This is a genomic window from Pseudomonas sp. 3JA, from assembly GCF_036961705.1.
Classification (GTDB): domain Bacteria; phylum Pseudomonadota; class Gammaproteobacteria; order Pseudomonadales; family Pseudomonadaceae; genus Aquipseudomonas; species Aquipseudomonas fluorescens_Q.
The window spans coordinates 1-19409 of the sequence record NZ_JBAMDJ010000007.1; the positions used below are offsets into that span (position 1 = coordinate 1).

Here is a 19409-nt window from a genome sequence, read left to right on the forward strand (position 1 = left end):
AGGGGGAGCGAATCTCTATCAATATGCCCCTAACCCATTGGGATGGATCGATCCATGGGGATGGGCACCATGCGGCTCAACGACTAAAAAGTTACAGGCTCACGCCAACGCAGCGAAAAAAGCCGTGTACCGTAACCCTCAACGCTCATTGACTTTAAAACAACGAGCGGCGGTCAAACGCGCCTATGACAGAGGCGACTTCGGACAGGCACGCTCTCGCTACCGGCGCTATGTAGGTCAAAGGATCGATGCCGAATTCAAACGTAGGGTGCTGGCAGATCCGTCGCTTGCACATCTGAATGTCGCGAAATCAGGACAACGCCTGCCCGATGTGTATGATCCGAAAAGCAAGTCCTGGTGGGACTTGACGACGAAGACTGATTGGAAAAAAGGCACCCATCAACGGCGTTATGGCGATTGGGGCAATGGTTATGAAGGAGTGTTGTGGTGAGTGACAGAATCCCATCAAAAACATTATCTGGCATTGAGCAGGACGGCCTCGTCCTACCTGAGAAAACGCTTTTCAAAAATGAGTTCATTGGTGCCACCAAATTAAAGAACTCAACACTTTCCTACCCGATTTTTGACAACTGTCTATTGGAAAATTGCGAATTCGAGAAAACCGACTTCTCCAACTCAAGATTTTTCAACACAACAACCGTAGTCCAATGCACATTCAGCAATGTCGACTTTCGGGCAACAGGTCTAAGTGACAGCAGATTTGAAAACTGCACCTTCCTGAAGTGCGATTTTCGACAAACCGCACTGGTCGATTGCCACTTCAGCAACTGCACATTCAGCCAATGCAAAATCATTGACAACTCGCTCAACGCAAAAAAAATGACCCATGTTAAGTTCGCTGGAAAGCTCCAAGAAGTGAGCTTCATATCCGACCAGCCGAACACCCCACTGCTTGTCGATTTTGAGCTTTGCAAACTGGATTACGTCATCTTTCAAAACTGCGACCTTGAGAGCATCGTCCCACCTACTGATGCCCAACACATTTTCTTCAAGGACGTGTCAGCACGTGCGAAAAAGGCGCTCGATCACCTATCGTCTCAACCAGACAGCCCGATCAATAAGCTACTGAAGCGACGCTTGCAAAAGCTCACAACACAACGAGGGGCCCTTTTCAATATCAAAAATCTGGAAAGCTATGAAGGCTTGGAGTTTTCATCGCTTTTTATTTCCCATCTCAAGGGCTCTGAATAGCCCCCCGACAGCCGCCCCCGCACTGGAAAGGCTTAAATAACTTACCCACGAGCCTGTGAAGCGATTGCCTCACGAGGCTCGCTCAGGTCTACGTATGAGTATTGGATTTCAAGAGGACGTTACGAATCCAGAGTCATCAAAAAGGAGCCGGCCGGCCCAGTTGCTCGTTGGAACGTCGAGATTTTGAGCGAAGAAACGCGAATCGACGCAGGCAGGAACTAGACCCAGCGAGGCATTCAAGACCATGATCTTAAAAGAAATTTACCTTTATCCCGACCCGGGCGAATTTAGCGACGAAATCATTCATCCGTTTCGCGACCAAAGCCGATCGATTTGCAATTTCCTTGAGCGCCGGCTGAGTGCAGAAAAATTCGAAACGCCGAACTTCAAGAAAATCTGCTTTGTCGGAACACGCCAAGCCGTCAATGAGCCCTATGTAAACTCCAGCGGCGCGCTCATCGTCAACGTCAGCTTGGATACCGAGCATTATAAAAAATGCACATCGGTAAACGAGCTCAATGAATTCTTTATGAAACTGTTGCTGGAAGGCCTGGAGAAATGCCGCCCGCACATCACCTTGCCCGACGATCTGCTGAAAAACGCGATGGATGAGTTCCGCGGGAACCACTATAAAAACGAGTGGACCTTCAAGCAGAAAAAAATAAAAGGGTCGGACTATGTCTGCGCCCTGGAATGCCAGTTAACCCTCGACTGCTTCCTCATGAACCTTAAGGTCTTGAGGAAAGACACACCGGTACTCGACAAAGAGATTCTGCGAACCGCGCCCGACGAAATAGCGTTCGGTCCGTACCTCAAAGACCTCAAGGAAGAAGGCGGCAGAATAAAAGTCATCGACAAGTCGGGCGTGGCCTTCTACACCACCACGGTTTCTAGCCTGGACAAACTTTGACAGCTCTTCAAAGGGCGAAATACCGATCGAGCCAACACCACAGGGCCTGATCCGAAACGCAGATCCCGTGGCCAGAGACTGCTCCCGCTGGGCGGCGAAGCCGCCCAAAAAGGCCGGCGCACTCCTACAGAAAAACCGCGGTGCCACCGAGCGAGAACAAGCTCCTTTGCCCCGAATCCTGAGCATTACGAAGGCTTGTTTATTCTCCTTCCGCAACGCCTCCACCAAGCTACGAATCCTTGCGCCATTGCCTACAACTACGCCAGAATCCGCCCGCTTGTGCGCCTTGCCTATGGCTTCTATCGTTTCCCTGCCACTGCCCATCAGTGGTCGGGCTTGGCGGCCCGGTACACGAAAGGCGCAACAGCCCCTCAATATGACTGCGATGCCTCTGGCATTGGCACTCCTATGTTATGGCGGGTTGCGCAAGGATCCCTTCGGGGATGCCGGGTTCCTTTCGTTCCGGTCCGCCAACCTTGTGTAATCCGTCACCCCATCTGCTTGGCGGCAGACGGTGATGGTTCCTCTTACGAAAGGAGCTCCACAATGTTCAAAATTACACCAAATCCCCCCGAAACAGATCGCACCTCTGCGTCCACTCAATCCAAAACGAAGAAACAAAACGAAGCAGAAAAGCGCGCCCTGGATTACTACCTGCTACCGAAACCGGAAAAGTCCGAAGATGCATCCCAACCGGGCCAGCTCTTCACCGTGGTAAAAAACACCGACAACGAATGCCTGCTCGCCAACCTCAGCGAAAACCTGGCGTCCGCCGACGCGATGATCAGCAACCTGGCCTTCGACCTGGAAGGCCCCCGCCGCCACATCGCCCTCGGCGTCCAACAACTGATTGAACTGAGTTCATTGCTGGCGAACCGAGTACTGGACAACGTCGATCCACGCTGACGCCAAGGGCCATTCATCAGATTTAATTGCCGGTCCACTCAAAGGCGAATAGCCTTATCCCTGAGCGCGAAACCAGTTGCCTCCCAGCGGCTATAACTGGCGTAGGAACCCCGTCGATGGTTGGGACATCAGCGTAGGGTGAGACCTCCACACCCCTGCTTGAGGGTGTGTATATGAATATCAAGCTAAAAATTCGAGGGCTACTGTCACCAGTAGCCCTTTTCTTTGCCTGTCACAAAAGCGTCTAGCGCTTGTGCAGCAGTTCGCCATGGAGAAAGTTGTTCGCAACAGTCCGGCTCAACCGATAAGACCAGATAGGCCGGGTAGGTGATGCCCGGCCCACGCTGAGAGGAAACGCAAAACTGTCGCAACCGACGCAGCTCATCGTCACATCGCTATTCGGGACTACGCCCGTAGGAGCTGTCGAGTACAACGAGGCTGCGATCTTTCTCTAGACACTTGAGTCTCAAGCGAAAGATCAAAAGATCGCAGGCTTCGCCAGTTCCTACAGAGCCGGGCGGGAGCAAGCTCCCTCGCCACGGACCGCGTACATCTTGGGGCCAGGCATGTAATATGCTGCTGCCTTCGCGAGCAAGCTCGCTCCCACAGAGAAAATGTCACCACCAGGACGACACACCCCCTAAGGCATCACGTAACTGAGCCGCCTCCATACGCCGCTGCCCCGGATCAAACGCCAGCGCCATTCGCAGCGCCGGCCAGCAACGCCGGGGCAGGTTGTGCGGCGCCTTGAGCGCGCGCTCCAACCGGGCATCGCGAGCCTGGGTGGAAGGTAACCGCTGGAATGGGTGTTTGCCGCTTGCCAGCTCATACAACACGCAAGCCACAGCGTAGACATCGGCACCCGCTGAAAGGGGCTCACCTTCAAGCAGTTCAGGCGCCGCGTAACCAGGGGTCCATGCGTTAAGGCGTTCACGGTTCAGGTTTGGCAGGTACTGAGAAGGCCCTTCTTCAGCCAGACCCAAACCGAAATCGAACAGGCGCAGGCCTTCTTCGCTCAACATGATGTTGCTTGGCTTCACGTCGCCATGCAGTACGCCACGGCCGTGGGCGTACGCCAGGGCATCCAGCAGCGGCACGGCGATAGCCTTGAGTTCGGGCCAAGGCAGCCCGAGGGGCCTTTCGCAAAGCAGTTTGTCCAAGGTCAGGCCACGCATCAGCTCCATGGTGATAAAGGCCCGTCGTTGGGCTGTATCCACTTCGAAGGTGTAGGGGCGCAAGATATTCGGGTGGTGCAATCGCCGCGTCAGGGCGAACTCGCTGTAAAGCAGCGCACTCGCATCGGGTGCCACGTCGAATGCCTCGCTGAGCATCTTCACGGCAAGGTACGGATCGGGATCAGCGAATTGTTCGTGCAGCAGATCCCGCGCGCGGTAAACAACCGCCATGCCGCCCGCCCCAAGCAAGCGTTCAAGGCGATAGCGTCCTGCGAGTATGCCCGGTGTTTCGCTGACGCAAAGCTGGCTGGATGTCACAGTCGGCACAGCGTTGGCGAAGGTGGAATACGTCGGTTGGTTACCCTCTTCATTCACGGGCGGACCACCACGGCCGTCAGGTTATCCCGTGCCGGGCCACGCAGAACGTCGTCGAAAAGATGCTCCAACACCACACGTGGCGAAGCCAGGTCCAAGGCACTGCCGAGGGCTTGCGCGCCAAGGCCTTGGTACAAGCCGTCACTGCACAGCAAAAACGTATCGCCCGGGTGAACATCCAGCTCCAACACCTCCAGGGTCAACTCTGGGGCGGCACCGACCGCGCGTGTCAGTGCCTTGGCCGCAGGATGGGCACATGCCTCATCGCGGCTGATGTGTTGCGTGTCGATCAGTTGCTGTTGCAGTGAGTGGTCCTTGGTCAGTTGGTACAGTCGTCGACCGCGCCACAGATAACAACGGCTGTCGCCCGCCCAGATGCAGACCCCGCGATTTCCTTCCAACAACAGCGCCACCACAGTGCTGCCGATAATGCCGGGATGATCTTCGGTGACGGTCAGCTCCTGGCTCAGTCGTCGGTTGGTCCAGCGCAGGCATTGGCGCACCGCTTTCGAACGTTCAGCCAAGTCCCGGTAAAGCGGCAGCTCCGTCAGGTTGGCAACGATCAGTTGGCTGGCAATGTCACCCCCCGAGTGGCCGCCCATGCCGTCGGCCACTGCCCACACCCCCTGTTGTGGGCAGTCGAGAAAAGCATCCTCATTACGTGGTCGGGTCTTGCCAGGGTCCGTGCGCGCGGCGCTGTACCAGGGACCGGCCTCCATCAAAGCTGCACCGGCAGGCGAAATGTGCGCAGCACGCTCATGTCGAAAGGGTTCGGCGTACGTTGGCTCGTCAGCAAATAGTTGGCGCGCAGGCCACCCAGGTCCGCCTTCAATACCCGGACATCGCGCCCGGTAAGGTATTCGCTCTGCATCAAGTCGAACAACCGAAACAACGACCACGGCCCGGTATTTTTCTCGATGCCCACGCCTCGCCCAACCATTTTGTCCAGCACTAGGGCGGTTCGACCATTCTGCGCGTCGCTTGGCCAGGTAAAAGCTACCGGCAGGATCGGACCGTGGCGGTATTCAAGCATCTGGTCACCGAAACGGAATTCAGCACGGCTTACCGCCGGGTCCAGAGTGTACGGCTCAAGCTTGAACTGTACTTGCGGCTCGGTCGGGTTTTCGGCGAAAAAGCTCCGGCGAATGGTGTGCGCTGTTGCCATTTGATCGAGATAGACCCGGGACATCGGCAAGCTCTGACCTTCGATGCTGCGCAGACGGTAGTGTCCCGCGGAGCCGCTGATGAAGGGTTGCAGGTAATTGTCGAAGAATCGATCGACTATGCCCTGGTCCTTGAAAAACTCCCGGAAGTCATTGAGCGCGACGTCGCTGGCACTGTGGGCACTGAACGGGTATCGCTTGTTGATCGCCTTGCCGTAAAAGCTGTACAGCTCGCTCTGATAACGTTGGTTCAGGTAACGATAAGAATCATTGAGTACCAAGCGCCAGCTGTCCTCAGCCATCACGTTGAACCAAGCACTGAGCGGCCGCGGCAGGCGGGCAGACGCACCGCGCAGGTGACTCAGCGCATCGCGCTGGCCGCCCATGCGGTGCCTGGCCAGCTCGAACGCCGCTTGTTCCGGGGCACTGGCGCGAGCCAGGTTCGCCAGTTGCAATTGCACCTCATCAATGGCCCGCAAGGCCTGGACCAGATCAGCCGTCGGACCATTGTCCGGGTCCAGCAGGCGATGCAGCGGCTCGAAACGTCGTCGCAAGGATTTTTGCGCGGTGTCCGGCAGGTTTTCGGCCAAGGACGCAGAGGCTTTCCCAGCCACGGCGGCGAGTTTTGTAACGGCATGTCCAGCATTCCCTGCCGCTCGCGTCAGGTCGTCGATTTGCTCGGCAACAGCCTGGATTCGAGTGTGGTCGCGCACTTGCACCAGCATCCGTAGAATCGGCGAGTGAGCCGAGGTCAGCCCCGCAAGTTGCTCGGCGCCCTCACCTGCATTACTGATGGTTTGCAGAGCGACCTGGCCGACCGCTTCGCTCCAGTGGTCGGCATAATCACGAAAATACAGCTGTTCGAGTTCGACCATCAGGCGACGCATGTCCATGCGGCTGAGGCCCTCGCCTTCACCCAGGACCCAGTTGTCCCGCAGTAATTCGGTGACCAAGGCCGCGCCTTGAACCGAAAAGTAGCGTTCGTAACCCTGACGGGTATAGAAACCGGGAATCACACGGTCCGTGCCGACCAACAACGCACCTTGCGAGCCCAGGTGTTGGCTGAGTCGATATTGCGGCAGATGGCTGGCCTGTTCGTGCAGCATTCTGTACACGACGGTTGCCAGGGACTCACGGCGCAAGGCTTCCCGGGCCTGGGCCACCAGCGGTTCGTTGAGAGCATGGATAAAAGGCAGCTCCAACAGGCGCTCGAGGTGGGCATTCAGGCCCTCCTGTAGCGCCGTGTTGCCGGGGTAACGAAGCGACCCATCGTTGGCCAGCCAGTCCTTGAGCCAGGCAACATCGCGACGCTCTTGCAGGCCCAGCATCAAGTACGCGCGCAAGCTGTTGAGCAGTTGCTCACGGTCATTCCAGTTGTTACGAACATGCGCCTCCAGCCTCTGCGCAACCTTCGGCAACAGTCGCTCCTGTAAATCACGCTCATAGGCGTTAGTCACTGCAGGATTGCTCGCCTCGCCCTGGTATAGGCCGACGCGTTCATGCAACGGCACCGCCCTGTAGGGTGGGAAAACCTGGGTGGCCTCGAAACGGATATCCAGTGATTCGAGCATCGAGGTCCAGTCATCAGCATTCGCCTGGACCGATTGCTGCTGGTCCCAGCGTTGCGTCAGCGTACGCAGACTGTCCAGTCGCTCGTGGTTGGCCGAAAAACCGTGCGCCCACAACAGCCCACACAGGCCAATGACCGTCAGCGCCCCGAAATACATAACTCGCTGCCCCCAATGGAGACGACGGCGCTCGCGCTGAACGAGGTCGGTCAGATCGGCTTCCGGAAAAATCACCCGACTGATCAAATGCTTAATGAACCGTGAGCGCCCACCAGGCGCGGTATTGGTTCGACCCGATGACGATGCGCTAGTCAGATAGAAACCCCGCAACGTACCGACGCTACCGGTAAACGCTTGCTCAACCAGCAGACACAGGCCGGTGCCGAGTTGTCCAAGTTGGTGAGGAAAATCAAGCATGCAGCTACGGCGCAGCGGGTCGCGCTCCTGATGCATGCGCATGATCACCTGGCTGTTGAGGCGATGCAGCAGCGCCTCGAACTCGGCACGTAACACGGCCACATCACAGCCACGCTGGTCCCGACTGAAACTTGCACCCAATACCTGGTCGTTTTCCTCGCGAGTCAGTGAGTCAAAGAACTCGTTGAAACCGGGCACGTTGTCCGCTTTGCTCAGGACCAGATAAACCGGGACATCGACGTGCAGTCGCTGTTGCAGTTCCTGCAGGCGGCCACGAATCTGGCGGGCCAGCGTAGTCACTTCGTCCTCGCTGCCGAGCAACAGGACCTCGGTCGGTACCGTCACCAGTACACCGTTCAACGGACGACTGCGGCGACGCTTGCGCAGCAGTTCGAGCAATACGGCCCAGACGCTGCTGTCGACATCACTGTCCGTTTGGGTCAGGTAGCGCCCGGCAGTGTCGACCAACACGGCGTGCTCGGCAAAATACCAATCGCAATAACGGGTCCCCGATGTGTCGCCGATTGGCTTGCGCTCAAGCTTGTTGAGGGGAAACTCCAGGCCCGAGCGGTCCAGCAGACGGGTCTTTCCGCTGGCAGGCGGGCCGATCATCAGATACCACGGCAGATCGTTGCGCCAGCGTTCGCTGCGGCCGGGATAAAGGCTCGATGACCTTAGCGTGGATAATGCCTGCTTGAAGCGCGAGCGCACTTCGCGCTGCTCATCCTCAATCCTGGCCAGATGCAGGGCCCGAGCCTGCTCGGGGGCGTTTTGCTGGAGATTCGTGCTTGAACCGCCGCGCCCACTGACGAAAACCATGGCCAGGCCCCAGCCCAGCAGAAGCACGCTGACAGTCAGCAACCGCGCCGTCGGGCTTGCCCAGAACTTGTAGTCATTGACGGCCAGGAGTGGCCCGGCGAACCACACCAGCAACGCGATACAAAGCACCGCCAGCAGCGTCCAAATCCACGTCTGGCGCCCCCAGGCACCGGCTTTCCTGAAAAGCAATTTCATGACACGTCCCTGTTTACGGCAGCGGCTGAGCGGCGACCGACTCTGACAGTTGATAAGGTTGCAGTACGCTTCGGCGTTGCTCGTCCAATACCCAGGCGAAACTCGAGTACATCACCCCCAGGCAGACCAGCGTAAAAACCGCCACCGTCCAGGCCGGGACAATGCGCACCGGGTTGCGTCGCGCGCCATCGTAGCCTTCCCAGCGAGGCGACAGTTCACGAGGGATGTCGCCGCGTGCCTGGCAGATCAGCCGATACAGAGCATCGCGCCGACTTTCGAGTTCGAGCATCCCACGGGTCTGTACCCGATACTTGCCCTCGAAGCCCAGGGACAGGCACAGATACAACAACTCGAGCATCGACAGGTGCTTGATGGGGTTTTTCGACAAGCGCTCAAGCAATTGAAAAACCTTCTCGCCGCCGAAGGTTTCGTTGTGGAAAGTGCTGAGCAGGCTTATCTGTGACCAACCACCTCCACGGCCCCACGGCGTGGTGACGATCGCCTCGTCGATCGCTGAGCAGAGCACGTACCGCGCTGCGATCAACTGACTGTTTTCAACACCGCCCTGCAAGGCACAGGCTTCGAACTGCTCCAGGCCTCGCCTCAACTCCCCTTTAAGAGCTTGCAGGTCCTCGCGTTCGCGGCCGTGCTTGAGTTGCACCATTTGCGACAATAATCCGGAAGCCGCCGCGACCAGCGGATTAAGGCTGACATTGAAGGCCTGGGACCGCGGCAAGTGCGCGGCGTAGATCATTCGCTCTTGTAACTGTTCGAAACGCGGCGGCGCAGCAGCGTTGGTCAAGGGGCCGGAAGCAGGACGTTGCCCATGGTGGTCGAGCAGGACGGTTGTTTCGTCCTGGGGATTTTCCTTATCCATTTCGTTCAATTCCTGATGGCCCAAAAATTCAGTTCAAGCTCGGCGAAATCACCGCATACATGGAATGCGAAGCCTGCCGAGCGCTTAAGTTGCGCCAGGTCTTCGGAGCTGGGCTCCAGGATGAAATAGGTTTTGTTGGCATGGAATGCGATCTGCCGCGGAGCCACAGGCAAAGGCCTGATCTTGATACCGGGCAGATGCAGGTTGACCAACTGGCGGATGCGCTCCACCGAGCCAACCTTGAGGTTCGACGGCAGTCGATGGCGCAACTCTTCGCTGTCACAGTTGGCGCTAGCCGCCAGTACGAATGAAGCCGTATCCAGCAGGGTGAGGTCCTGCATCGGCGAGACGGTGATTCCATATTGGCGCGGCTGCAATTGCAGTTCGATAGCGTGCTGCTCGAGCACCATCGATAGCACCTGGCGGATCGCTTGCATCAGGCTGCGAAAACATGCGCCCTGGTCGCTATGCTGGTAGCGGTTGGTGCGTGGTGGGCGCTTGCTGTCACTGGAGAACGTCGCCAGTTCACCCAACAGGGCCAGTAGCATTCGGTAGAGCGTTTCGGGATGTACTTGCTCCAGGTCCAGATAATGACGCAGCAACAGTTCGCTACGGTTGATAAGCTGCAGCATCATGAAATCGCCGACTTGCGCACCACCGGCCTTGCCATTGAAACGGATCCGCTCGGCAAGGCTGTCACCCCGATGGGCAAGCATGCCGATGATCTCCTTGAGACACGACAACAAATAATGGGATGAACGAGCCTGGATGAAGGTCGGCACAAAGTCCGGGTCGAGCCTGATCACCCCATCGGCCGTGGTATCGAGCACCTCACAGAGCTTGAGCTTCACAAACGCATGGTCGCTCTGTTGCTCGCCCAACAGCAGGCGCAGGTTTGGCCGGCCACAACTGATCTGGCTCCCGCCGGAATCGCCGGCATTGGAGTCGGTCACCTGCGCGTCGTAGATGGTGTAGCGCGCCAGCACGTCAGATTGCTCCGGACGACGGGACTCGATGTGATTGCCGGTCACCAATGGCAGCGCGAGGTAGATCGGTGCATTGCTGGTATTGGACGGTACCTCCAGGACCAACGGCTCGGTGTTGCCACCGAGCTCGAACAGACTGCCGTCCGGCAGGACCCCACTGGCCTGGCTGACCACCAGTTGGCCCATGTTGAGAAATTGCAGGTCGATTTCCAGCGCCAGGAATCCCCAGGCGTAACTGGCCAGCAACCGGGTACGAACCTTCAACTGGTGATCGAAATAACGATCGTTGTGTTGCAGATGTTGTGGACGCAACAACATGCCTTCTTGCCAGATGACTTTATCGTGATTCATCGGTCATCTACCTTGGCCTGTCTTTCAAGCATGTTGGCGATCCCATCCTGGTCGAGAGTCAGGTTCGCTTCGGTCAACTGCGTCGCAGCCACTGGCAGTGTGTAGCGCCAGCGGGCGTGTGACAGGTCTCGGTACGCCGCGAGTATGCCGACGTAACGGCCATCCCCAGTGATACCGAGCCTGAGCTCGACGGTTTCACCTGGGCGCAATTCCAGCTCTTCGCTGGAAATCAGGTCGGGGGCCAATGTTTCCCTCCCGCGCTCATAGAGGCTGAAGAAATCCGAATTTTCAAAGGCTACCGGATGCCTGAGTGCGAACAACCGCACCACCACTGGCGATGGCCGCCCATTGAGGTCGGGGTTGAGCTGATCACTGGCCGTCAGAGTGAGGTTGAGCTTGGTCATCGTCGAAAAGGGCGACAACGTGGTGCACCCCCCCAGCAGCAGGGTCATGGCCAGCGCCGTCAAAGTCTTGAACAAGTGCATCGTGCAGTGCGACATGGACGTCATCCGTGGTGATCGATTTGCAGGCTGGCAATCAAACGAACCTGTTCTTCATAGGTCTGGGCCAAGCACAGTTCGCCTTTCAACTCCGAGCGAGTGCGCAAGCGCTGCTGCAAACCATGGATGCTCTGCTTGAGCAGCAGCGCGGCGTTGATCGCCAGAGTTTCGCGGGCCTCCCTATCAAGGCTGTCGTGATCCACGCCCAGGGCAATAGCGAAGCGCTCCCAAAAATCTTCTCCAGGGTGATCAATAGCGTTGGCGGGCGGGATGGGCGCAGGCCTTGGTTCAACGAGCTCTTCGACCAACTCCGGCACCAGCAGGCTTTCCGTGTCGATACGTGCATAATCTGGGCGCCCAAGGGTGTCTGGTGGTACGGCAGTGGGATTGATCAGCTCATCGATGTCCAGCAGGACCCGCTCCTGTTGGTCCAGTGCTTTCAGCGGGTCGAGCTCCAGAAAAGCATCGTCCGGAATGAGACTGTCGACCGGCGTTGAGCAACCGGCTTCGACACCGCTGTTCGACGGCCCGACGACCAGCCGCGCCAGGACCTCGAATTCGCCCATGATGTAGGCGTCTCCGTCCTGTATCCGTACCGGTTCGCCCTTGGGCAGGCGTACGCCGCTTTCGCGGTGGGTCGTACCGTTGCCACTGGTATCGGTCAGGAAAAACGCACCCTCACGGAAGCTGACCTGCGCGTGACACTTGGACAGCAGGCGGTCGCGGTCAGGGATCATCCAATGGCAACCCTCGCCCCGACCGATCACTCCGCCGGCCGGTCCGAAGGTCTTGTGAAACAGCCGTACAGGGACGAACTGGTTGGCGTTCAGCATTTCGAAAACAAGATCCATCTATTAAAGGCTCCTTGGATCACTTACCGCGATTGACCGCCTGTGGATCACCCAGGGGGCGATAATCACTGTCGTTGAATTTGTAGTTGCCACTACAACCGCCGAGGGCAGATGACACGAAGAGCGTCAGCAGGACGGCTCGCCAGGGGAAAACAGGCATCCAAATTTCTCCAGAAATGAAAGGGCCGGGCTGGAATGGCTACGAACAAGGTAAGGATCAATCATTGAAATCACTACGCTGAACGTTCAGGCGCGTAAGGCGATAGATCAGCGTGCGTAGCGGCAAGCCAAGTTCACGGGCGGCACGCGCCTTGTTGCCTGAACTCTCACGCAGGCCATCGATCAGCAGGCCACGTTCGATCTGCTCCATCCTTTCACGTAGGCTCACGCGGCCCCGTTCGGCTGGGGTCTGGATGTGTAGCGCAAAATGCTCGACAAACAGTTCGCCGCCCTCGCACAAGAGCACGGCCCTTTCTACGATGCTCTTGAGTTCACGGACGTTTCCTGGGAAGTCGTAGGCGGCCAGGTGATCGAGCGCAGCGTCTGACCAGCGCACCGGATCACGCTGCAGGAGTGTGCAAGCCTTGTCGGCAAAATGCCGCGCCAGCTCAATGATGTCGCCGTCGCGCTGGCGCAACGCCGGTAGCGGAATTGGAAACTGCGCAAGACGGTAATACAGGTCTTCGCGGAACTTGCCCTCCTCCATCAGTTGCTTCAGGTCGCGGTGGGTGGCGGCAATGATGCGCACGTCGACATGGTGAGTGACGTTGGACCCCAACGGCCGGATTTCGCCTTCCTGCAACACTCGCAACAACTTGGCCTGCAGGGATAACGGCATATCGCCGATTTCATCGAGCAGCAGCGTGCCGCCGTTGGCCGCATCGAACAGCCCGGCGCGGTCCCGGTCGGCACCGGTGAACGCCCCCTTGCGATAGCCGAAAAGCTCACTCTCCAGCAAGTTCTCGGGGACCGCTGCACAGTTCTGCACGATAAACGCCTTGGATCGACGCGGGCCGTAATCGTGAAGGACCCGGGCCACCACCTCCTTGCCGGTACCGGTTTCACCCCGCAGCAGGACGGTGTAGGGGCTGTGCAGTACTTTGCTGAGCAATGAGCAGGTCTTGCGCATGGCCATGCTCTTACCAATCAGGCCGTAACTGATGGCGCTCGGCAGGCTTGTGGTATCAGGTATCGACTCGTCGACAGGACCGCGCAGGCGCTGTAACAGATGCATCTGGCCAAGCGCGAAGGTTCCAAGATGTCCCAGGGACTCAGCGATCCCTTGCAGGTCGAGGTGCTGATTGCTGGCGCATAGCAACAAGCCTCCGACCCCATCCTGCGGATTGCCCAGGGGAACGCAAAGCAACGACTGCCAGGGTGTGGCCCGCGGCGGCAGGAAACCGGTTTCGTGCACGCTGTCGCTTAACGCATCGAGGCACACCACACGGTTCTGGCACAGGGAAAACTGCAACAATTGCTCAGCGTGGTAGTCGGAAGGCAGGTTTTGCGGGTCACGAAATTGCAACTGGCCATCCAGGCTCTCGGTATTCATTTCCAGACGGGTGCGAGTGACATCGAGCAGGTACAACTGCACCAGTTCACAGCCACTGAGCCGCGCTACGCCCTGGATGAACTTCCCCACCAGCTCAGCACCGTCCGCCAAGCGCGAAAGATCGGAAAACTGCGCCAGAAGCGCTTCGGCATAGTCCAACGGTTGCGAAAGTTTCTTGAACATGGCGCCCACCTCAGGAGAACTCACACGCGACGCAGGCATCGCCGTTGAGCACGGCGTGTACGTGCCGTAGCCGTTCACCACCGGCCATGGCGGCGAGCAACCGGTCGACAATCAGCGGCATCAGGTGCAGGTCAAGCAATTGGTCAATCAGTCGTGCGCCACGATCATTACGACTGCAACGCTCAACCAGGTGGTTCACAAGGTGCCCGCAATAACTGAAACCCAATTGACGACGGTGCAGCCGCTCGCCCAAGCGGTCGAGTTTGACTTCCACCAGTTCACGTAACACCGGCCCGTTGACCGGGTAGTACGGCACCACACACATGCGCGCCAACAGCGCGGGCTTGAAATGTTGACTGAGTATCGGGCGAATGGATTCTTCAAGGCATTCGGCACTTGGTTTTGCGCCGTTTTCGCACAGCTCGTTGATGCGTTCGCTGCCCAAGTTCGACGTCATCAGGATCAGCGTGTTGCGAAAATCAATTTCCCGCCCTTCTCCGTCGTTGGCCAAGCCCTTGTCGAAGATCTGGTAGAAAAGATTCAACACATCCGGGTCGGCTTTTTCGACCTCATCGAGCAACACCACTGAATAGGGCTTTTGCCGCACGGCTTCGGTGAGCATGCCGCCTTCGCCAAAACCGACGTAGCCCGGCGGCGCGCCAATCAGCCGGGAAACCGTATGCTTTTCCTGGAATTCGGCCATGTTGAGCGTGGTGATAAAGCGATCACCGCCATAGAGCAGGTCGGCCAGGCCATGCGCCGTTTCAGTCTTGCCGACGCCACTGGGTCCCACCAACAGAAATACCCCCACCGGGGCGTCGGGTTTGCTCAGGCCCGCAGCGGCAGCACGCATCGCGCGATCAAGCGCCCGCACAGCCGGCTCCTGGCCACGAATACGAGCACGCAGTTCCGTCGCGAAACTGGCGACTTTCAAATTGTGCTCTCGCGCCAGTTGTGCCAGCGGCACACCGGTCCAAGCACTGATGACCTCGGCTACCAGTCGCGGGCAAACTTCGAAGCTAACCAGGCGTTCATGGACTTGCGCAGCCACCAACGTGCCGTATGTTTCATGCAGCGCCGCTTCCAGGGCTTCGACGCTGAGGGGGTGATCCACCGAGGCTTCCCGGGCCTTGGCCAATTGCTGACGAAGCGACAGCAGGCGTTCCGCAAGAATGCGTTGCTCGGTCCATTGGATTTCCAGCGTTCGGCGCTCGTCTTCGATGGCCTCCAGACGTACCTCCAGCGCTTCCAGCGCCTGAAGATCAATCGATAGGCCTGCCTGCGCATCACGACGCAGCGCTTGGCGCTGGCGCTCGCCTTCGGCCAACTCGCCGCGCAACCGCTCCAGGCTTTGCGGCGCAGCGGCCAGGCCGATGCGCACGCGGGCGCAGGCAGTGTCCAGCACATCCACAGCCTTGTCTGGCAACTGACGACCAGTCAGGTATCGGGCCGACAATTGCGCCGCCGCGACCACCGCATCATCACGCAGGTAAATGCCGTGACTGTTCTCGTAGACCCGCGCCAGGCCACGCAGGATGGTTACTGCCTCACCGACGGTCGGTTCGTGCAATTGCACCGGTTGGAAGCGACGGGCCAGGGCCGGGTCCTTTTCAAAATATTTTTTGTATTCCGCCCAAGTGGTGGCCGCGATAGTACGCAGCTCGCCCCGGGCCAAGGCCGGCTTGAGCAGGTTGGCCGCATCGGCGCCCCCGGCATTGCCACCCGCGCCAATCAAGGTGTGAGCCTCATCAATGAACAGGATGATGGATTTTGGCGAAGCCTTGACCTCGTCGATCACCCCTTTGAGACGACGTTCGAATTCACCTTTTATGCTGGCGCCGGCCTGCAGGAGCCCCATATCCAGCGAAAGTAGCTCGACGCCCTCGAGCGCTGAAGGTACTTCTGCGGCGGCGATGCGCAACGCCAGTCCCTCGACGATGGCGGTCTTGCCCACCCCTGCTTCGCCTACCACAATTGGATTGTTTTTGCGGCGACGGACGAGAATATCGATCATCTGCCTGATCTCACCGTCGCGACAAAGCACCGGGTCGAGTTGACCCTCACGAGCCTGCCGGGTCAGGTCATGGGTAAAACGCGCCAGTAGGGAATCGCCCGGCTTGGCGGAGTGATCGACGATCGATTGAGTCTGTTGCGACAAGGCGAAATTTCTCAACCGATCGACATTCAGTCGGGTGAGCAACGCCTGGTAAGCACTCCCTGCATAGCGAAGAGGGTTGCGCAGCAACGCCAGGATCAACGCGGCTTGTCCGACCTGGCTGCAGCCCAACTCGAGATTGGCCACCAGCAATGCATCCTGCAACCATTGCACCAGCTCTGGGGCGAATACCGGATTGCGTGAAGCACTGTGCCCCATCCGTGGTTGCAGCGCAGCGCTCAGTTCATCTGCGTTTACCTGGGCATCCTGCAAGGCTCGCGCTAGCAGCCCCTGCGGACGCTCCAGCAAGCCCAGCATCAAGTCTTCCACCAGGACTTTATCTGCGCCACGGGCGACGCATCGCTCGGCCGAGCGCTCCAGATCGCTTCTGGTTTCGGCATCCAACGCCTGAATCAGTTGCTGAAGGTCTACGTTGATCATGTCATTCATTCCTAATGAATTTTGCTGCCGAGGGTCACCACGCCATCGGCGCGCTCGTGCCCCAACCAACTGGTCCATCCCAGGCGGCAGATGTTCTGTTCTCCAATGCACAGCTCACGAATGTCCTGCCGGCGCAGGACCAGGCGAATGTCATATTCGAGGGGATCACGCAGGGTGAAACGCACCAGCGAGCACAACGGCTGGTAACCGATGCCGATGGGCAGGAATTCGTGAAAACGCTGCCAGTCCAGTTCGCTGATATGGATCCGGAACTTGCCGCTGCGATCGCGCACCTGTTCACCCAACACCAGGTCTTGGCTCAGCAGACTATTGGCACTCCCGAGGCGGTTGCGCTGTTCGCTAAGGACTTCCACACGCCGCTCGATGCACTGCTCAAGGTTCAGTTCGGCGTGCTTGAAGTAATAACGCAGCACGGCCTCGATCAGAGCTGCCGAATGAGCACGAAGACTCAGCAGCCCCAGATACGGCAGCAGACGCTTCCAGTTCAGTTGACTGGCCTTGCGAATGTCTTCGCCGCCCAGGCCGATCAGCGCAAACAACTGCTCGGAAAACGGGTCTCTAGCTCCGCTCTGAAAACTTGCGCAGTAACGATACTTGCGCCAGATCGGCAGCATCAGCCGTTGAAGACGGTGATGGAAGACGTCGAGGAAGTCGCGCGTCGGATTGCCGTCCTCCTCCCCCAGGGCCTGCTCACCATAGAACGCCGGTAGCGGCGACCCTGCCCCTACCAGGCTGATCAGGTTCATGCGCAGGCGCGCTCGCACCTGGCCGTGTTCTTCAAAAAACTCCACCCGATCAATGTCGCTGGCGGGGAACCCCAGGCTTGGGTTGGCCTGGAACTCCAGTCGGTCATACAGCGCCTCATCATCCAGGTCTGGGTGAGCCTCGCGCAGTCGATCAACGACCAACAACACGGCCTGAAATAGCGAGTACTCGCGTATCCCTCGCGTCAGAACGCTTATAGAAGCGGCTGCTGGCCCATGCGGGGTGTCCATTGATAGACCTCTCCTTGTGTGCTGTTCACCCGCAGTTCGTGGTACGAATTGAGGCTGGCATAAAGCGCGAAGAATTCGTTGAGAACCGAAGCGAAGACGAACAAGTCGCCCTCGCCGATGTAGCCCTGGGGGTCGATGGTCAGTTCGGTGCGCAAGCCACGAACTGGCAAGCCTCGATGCAGGCGGTCGACATGCTGGTGCCTGATCGACTTGAGCCCGTCCAGCAAACGCTTGCTGACCTTCTCTGTCTGCTCGTCGTAGTAGCGCGGAAAATCATAGGTTTCGAGAATCACCTTGAGCGCATTGACGTCCGCCAGCGACAGGTAGTTGAGTGACATGTTGCTGATCAGCTTCCAGAGGAAATCGCGATTGAGCGGGGGAGCGAAGCTCGACGTGACCGGCCCGATGTTGCGGAAACTCAGCGACTCAGGGCTTTTTTCACCAGGCTGGTCGATGTCACCCGACTTGAGCTGGCGCGGCAGGTTCTGGTTGGTGCACATCAACTCGATCGACAGGGTTTCATGAGGGTGAGTGTGCCGGACACCGAAGCCCAGGCAGGTGTCCAGGCCACCGTGCCGCAATGAAGGGCGCTGACGAACGCTGTAGTAGGGTCGGCTGTGGGGCACATCGAAGCTTGAATCGTGCTCGAAGGATTCGAACGGCACATAGGCCTGATAACCCAAGCCGCCGGGGTTCCAGCCGGTGACACTTTCGACTGAGAACACGCCGCAATGCTCCTGGGCATAATCGGCCGGCAGCAACAGGTATTCGTCCTGTTTGCTGTCCAGGCGGATTGGCTGGGCGTCATGCTTGAACAGATTGACGATCGGCGTGCAGTGAAGTTTTATGTTGTCCAGTGTCGGGCGCATCCGCTGGATACCGCTTTTGCCAATATCGAAGCGCAGTTCCAGGCCCCGCATCTGTTCGACGCTGCCGCGCGGAGCAGCGTTGATCACGTCCAGGCCATTGACGTCGACGAACAGGAACTTGTCCTGGAAGGCGAAGTATTCCTGCAGGTAGCGATAGCCGCGAAAGGTATTCAGCGGATACGGGATCAGCGCTTCCTCTTCAGCAAACCCTACCGGCTGGACACGATCGGAGGGCATCCTGAACATCATAGGGCTGCCATCTGCAGCCCGCAGGGCATCGCCGGAGCCGTCCAGTGGGATCAGCTCGATACCTTCAAGGTTACGCAAGAGGCTGAGGTAGAGCATCTGGCTGATGTAACGCTCGCCGGTCAAGTGCAGACGCAATTGGCTCAGTTGCAGTTCGCCCAAATGACCGTCGCAACACATCTCCAGGCGCAGGCTCAACAGCGACCCATCCCCTTTCACTGAATAACTCAACCTGGTCAGATCAAGCGCCAGCACTTCGGTTGAGTAACACGTCAGGAAACGGCAACGCACCTGCTGTACAGGCTTGCTTTCGACCGGTGTATCACGTTCCACCCGCAGTGCGGGGCCGGACCGCTGTAGTGGATCGAACTGCAAGATGCTGAAGGCCGGCAATGGCCGCATGTAGTTCGGCCACAACAGCTGCATCAGCGAATGGCTCAGCTCCGGCAATTGGTCATCGAGCTTCTGGCGCAGCCGCCCGGTCAGGAATGCGAACCCCTCCAGCAGGCGCTCCACATCCGGGTCCCGTCCGGCCTGCCCCAGAAAGGGGGCCAACGCCGGGTTACGCTCGGCGAAATGTCGACCCAGCTGCCGGAGTGCCGTCAGCTCGCTCTGGTAGTAATGATTGAACGACATGTATGG

15 protein-coding genes and 1 pseudogene are annotated in these 19409 nt (G+C 58.4%); 4 read left to right on the top strand and 12 right to left on the bottom strand.

What is annotated here, in order from left to right:
• The 4 genes and pseudogenes from V7773_RS07195 to V7773_RS07210 all read left to right on the top strand — a co-directional run.
• Window positions 1-451: pseudogene (locus tag V7773_RS07195) on the top strand (RHS repeat-associated core domain-containing protein); the annotation flags it as partial.
• The gene (locus V7773_RS07200) at window positions 448-1212 is read left to right on the top strand and encodes a pentapeptide repeat-containing protein (protein ID WP_336072820.1); all 765 of its coding nucleotides are present in this window, start codon (window positions 448-450) and stop codon (window positions 1210-1212) included. The pseudogene V7773_RS07195 and the gene V7773_RS07200, both read left to right, overlap by 4 nt.
• 244 nt (window positions 1213-1456) lie before the next feature.
• A complete protein-coding gene (locus V7773_RS07205) occupies window positions 1457-2122 on the top strand; it encodes a hypothetical protein (RefSeq protein WP_336072822.1) in 666 nt (221 codons plus the stop codon).
• A gap of 546 nt (window positions 2123-2668) precedes the next feature.
• On the top strand, window positions 2669-3028 hold the full coding sequence (locus V7773_RS07210; protein ID WP_336072823.1) for a DUF6124 family protein: 360 nt from the start codon (window positions 2669-2671) through the stop codon (window positions 3026-3028).
• A gap of 617 nt (window positions 3029-3645) precedes the next feature.
• Here V7773_RS07210 and V7773_RS07215 read toward each other — a convergent pair.
• Genes V7773_RS07215 through tssF form a run of 12 tightly spaced genes read right to left on the bottom strand, consistent with a single transcriptional unit; the run spans window position 3646 to window position 19403 of the window.
• Window positions 3646-4578: a serine/threonine-protein kinase gene (locus V7773_RS07215; RefSeq protein WP_442963447.1), complete on the bottom strand. Its 933-nt coding sequence runs from the start codon at window positions 4576-4578 to the stop codon at window positions 3646-3648.
• Window positions 4575-5300 carry a PP2C family protein-serine/threonine phosphatase gene (locus tag V7773_RS07220; protein ID WP_336072824.1) on the bottom strand — a complete coding sequence of 242 codons (726 nt, stop codon included), beginning with the start codon at window positions 5298-5300 and terminating at the stop codon, window positions 4575-4577. The genes V7773_RS07215 and V7773_RS07220 overlap by 4 nt, the downstream gene beginning before the upstream one ends.
• Window positions 5297-8740 (bottom strand): type VI secretion system membrane subunit TssM, encoded by a 3444-nt coding sequence (gene tssM, locus V7773_RS07225; RefSeq protein WP_336072825.1) that lies wholly within the window; start codon window positions 8738-8740, stop codon window positions 5297-5299. The genes V7773_RS07220 and tssM overlap by 4 nt, the downstream gene beginning before the upstream one ends.
• Window positions 8741-8753: 13 nt before the next feature.
• Window positions 8754-9617 (bottom strand): type IVB secretion system protein IcmH/DotU, encoded by an 864-nt coding sequence (gene icmH, locus V7773_RS07230; RefSeq protein ID WP_336072826.1) that lies wholly within the window; start codon window positions 9615-9617, stop codon window positions 8754-8756.
• Between the two features lie 5 nt (window positions 9618-9622).
• On the bottom strand, window positions 9623-10954 hold the full coding sequence (gene tssK, locus V7773_RS07235; RefSeq protein WP_063323749.1) for a type VI secretion system baseplate subunit TssK: 1332 nt from the start codon (window positions 10952-10954) through the stop codon (window positions 9623-9625).
• Window positions 10951-11454 (bottom strand): type VI secretion system lipoprotein TssJ, encoded by a 504-nt coding sequence (gene tssJ, locus V7773_RS07240; protein ID WP_336072827.1) that lies wholly within the window; start codon window positions 11452-11454, stop codon window positions 10951-10953. The genes tssK and tssJ overlap by 4 nt, the downstream gene beginning before the upstream one ends.
• A 5-nt stretch (window positions 11455-11459) precedes the next feature.
• Entirely contained in the window at window positions 11460-12305 is an 846-nt protein-coding gene (gene tagH, locus V7773_RS07245) for a type VI secretion system-associated FHA domain protein TagH (RefSeq protein ID WP_336072828.1), read from the bottom strand.
• 19 nt (window positions 12306-12324) lie between these two features.
• Entirely contained in the window at window positions 12325-12465 is a 141-nt protein-coding gene (locus V7773_RS07250; protein WP_336072829.1) for a type VI secretion protein, read from the bottom strand.
• 57 nt (window positions 12466-12522) lie between these two features.
• Window positions 12523-14040 (bottom strand): sigma-54 interaction domain-containing protein, encoded by a 1518-nt coding sequence (locus tag V7773_RS07255; protein ID WP_336072830.1) that lies wholly within the window; start codon window positions 14038-14040, stop codon window positions 12523-12525.
• 10 nt (window positions 14041-14050) lie between these two features.
• Complete coding sequence (gene tssH, locus V7773_RS07260; protein WP_336072831.1) at window positions 14051-16636, bottom strand: type VI secretion system ATPase TssH; 2586 nt, start codon at window positions 16634-16636, stop codon at window positions 14051-14053.
• 11 nt (window positions 16637-16647) lie between these two features.
• Window positions 16648-17652: a type VI secretion system baseplate subunit TssG gene (gene tssG / locus V7773_RS07265; protein ID WP_336072832.1), complete on the bottom strand. Its 1005-nt coding sequence runs from the start codon at window positions 17650-17652 to the stop codon at window positions 16648-16650.
• On the bottom strand, window positions 17616-19403 hold the full coding sequence (gene tssF, locus V7773_RS07270) for a type VI secretion system baseplate subunit TssF (RefSeq protein ID WP_072348065.1): 1788 nt from the start codon (window positions 19401-19403) through the stop codon (window positions 17616-17618). Before tssF ends, tssG begins: the two co-directional genes overlap by 37 nt.
• Window positions 19404-19409: the final 6 nt, after the last annotated feature.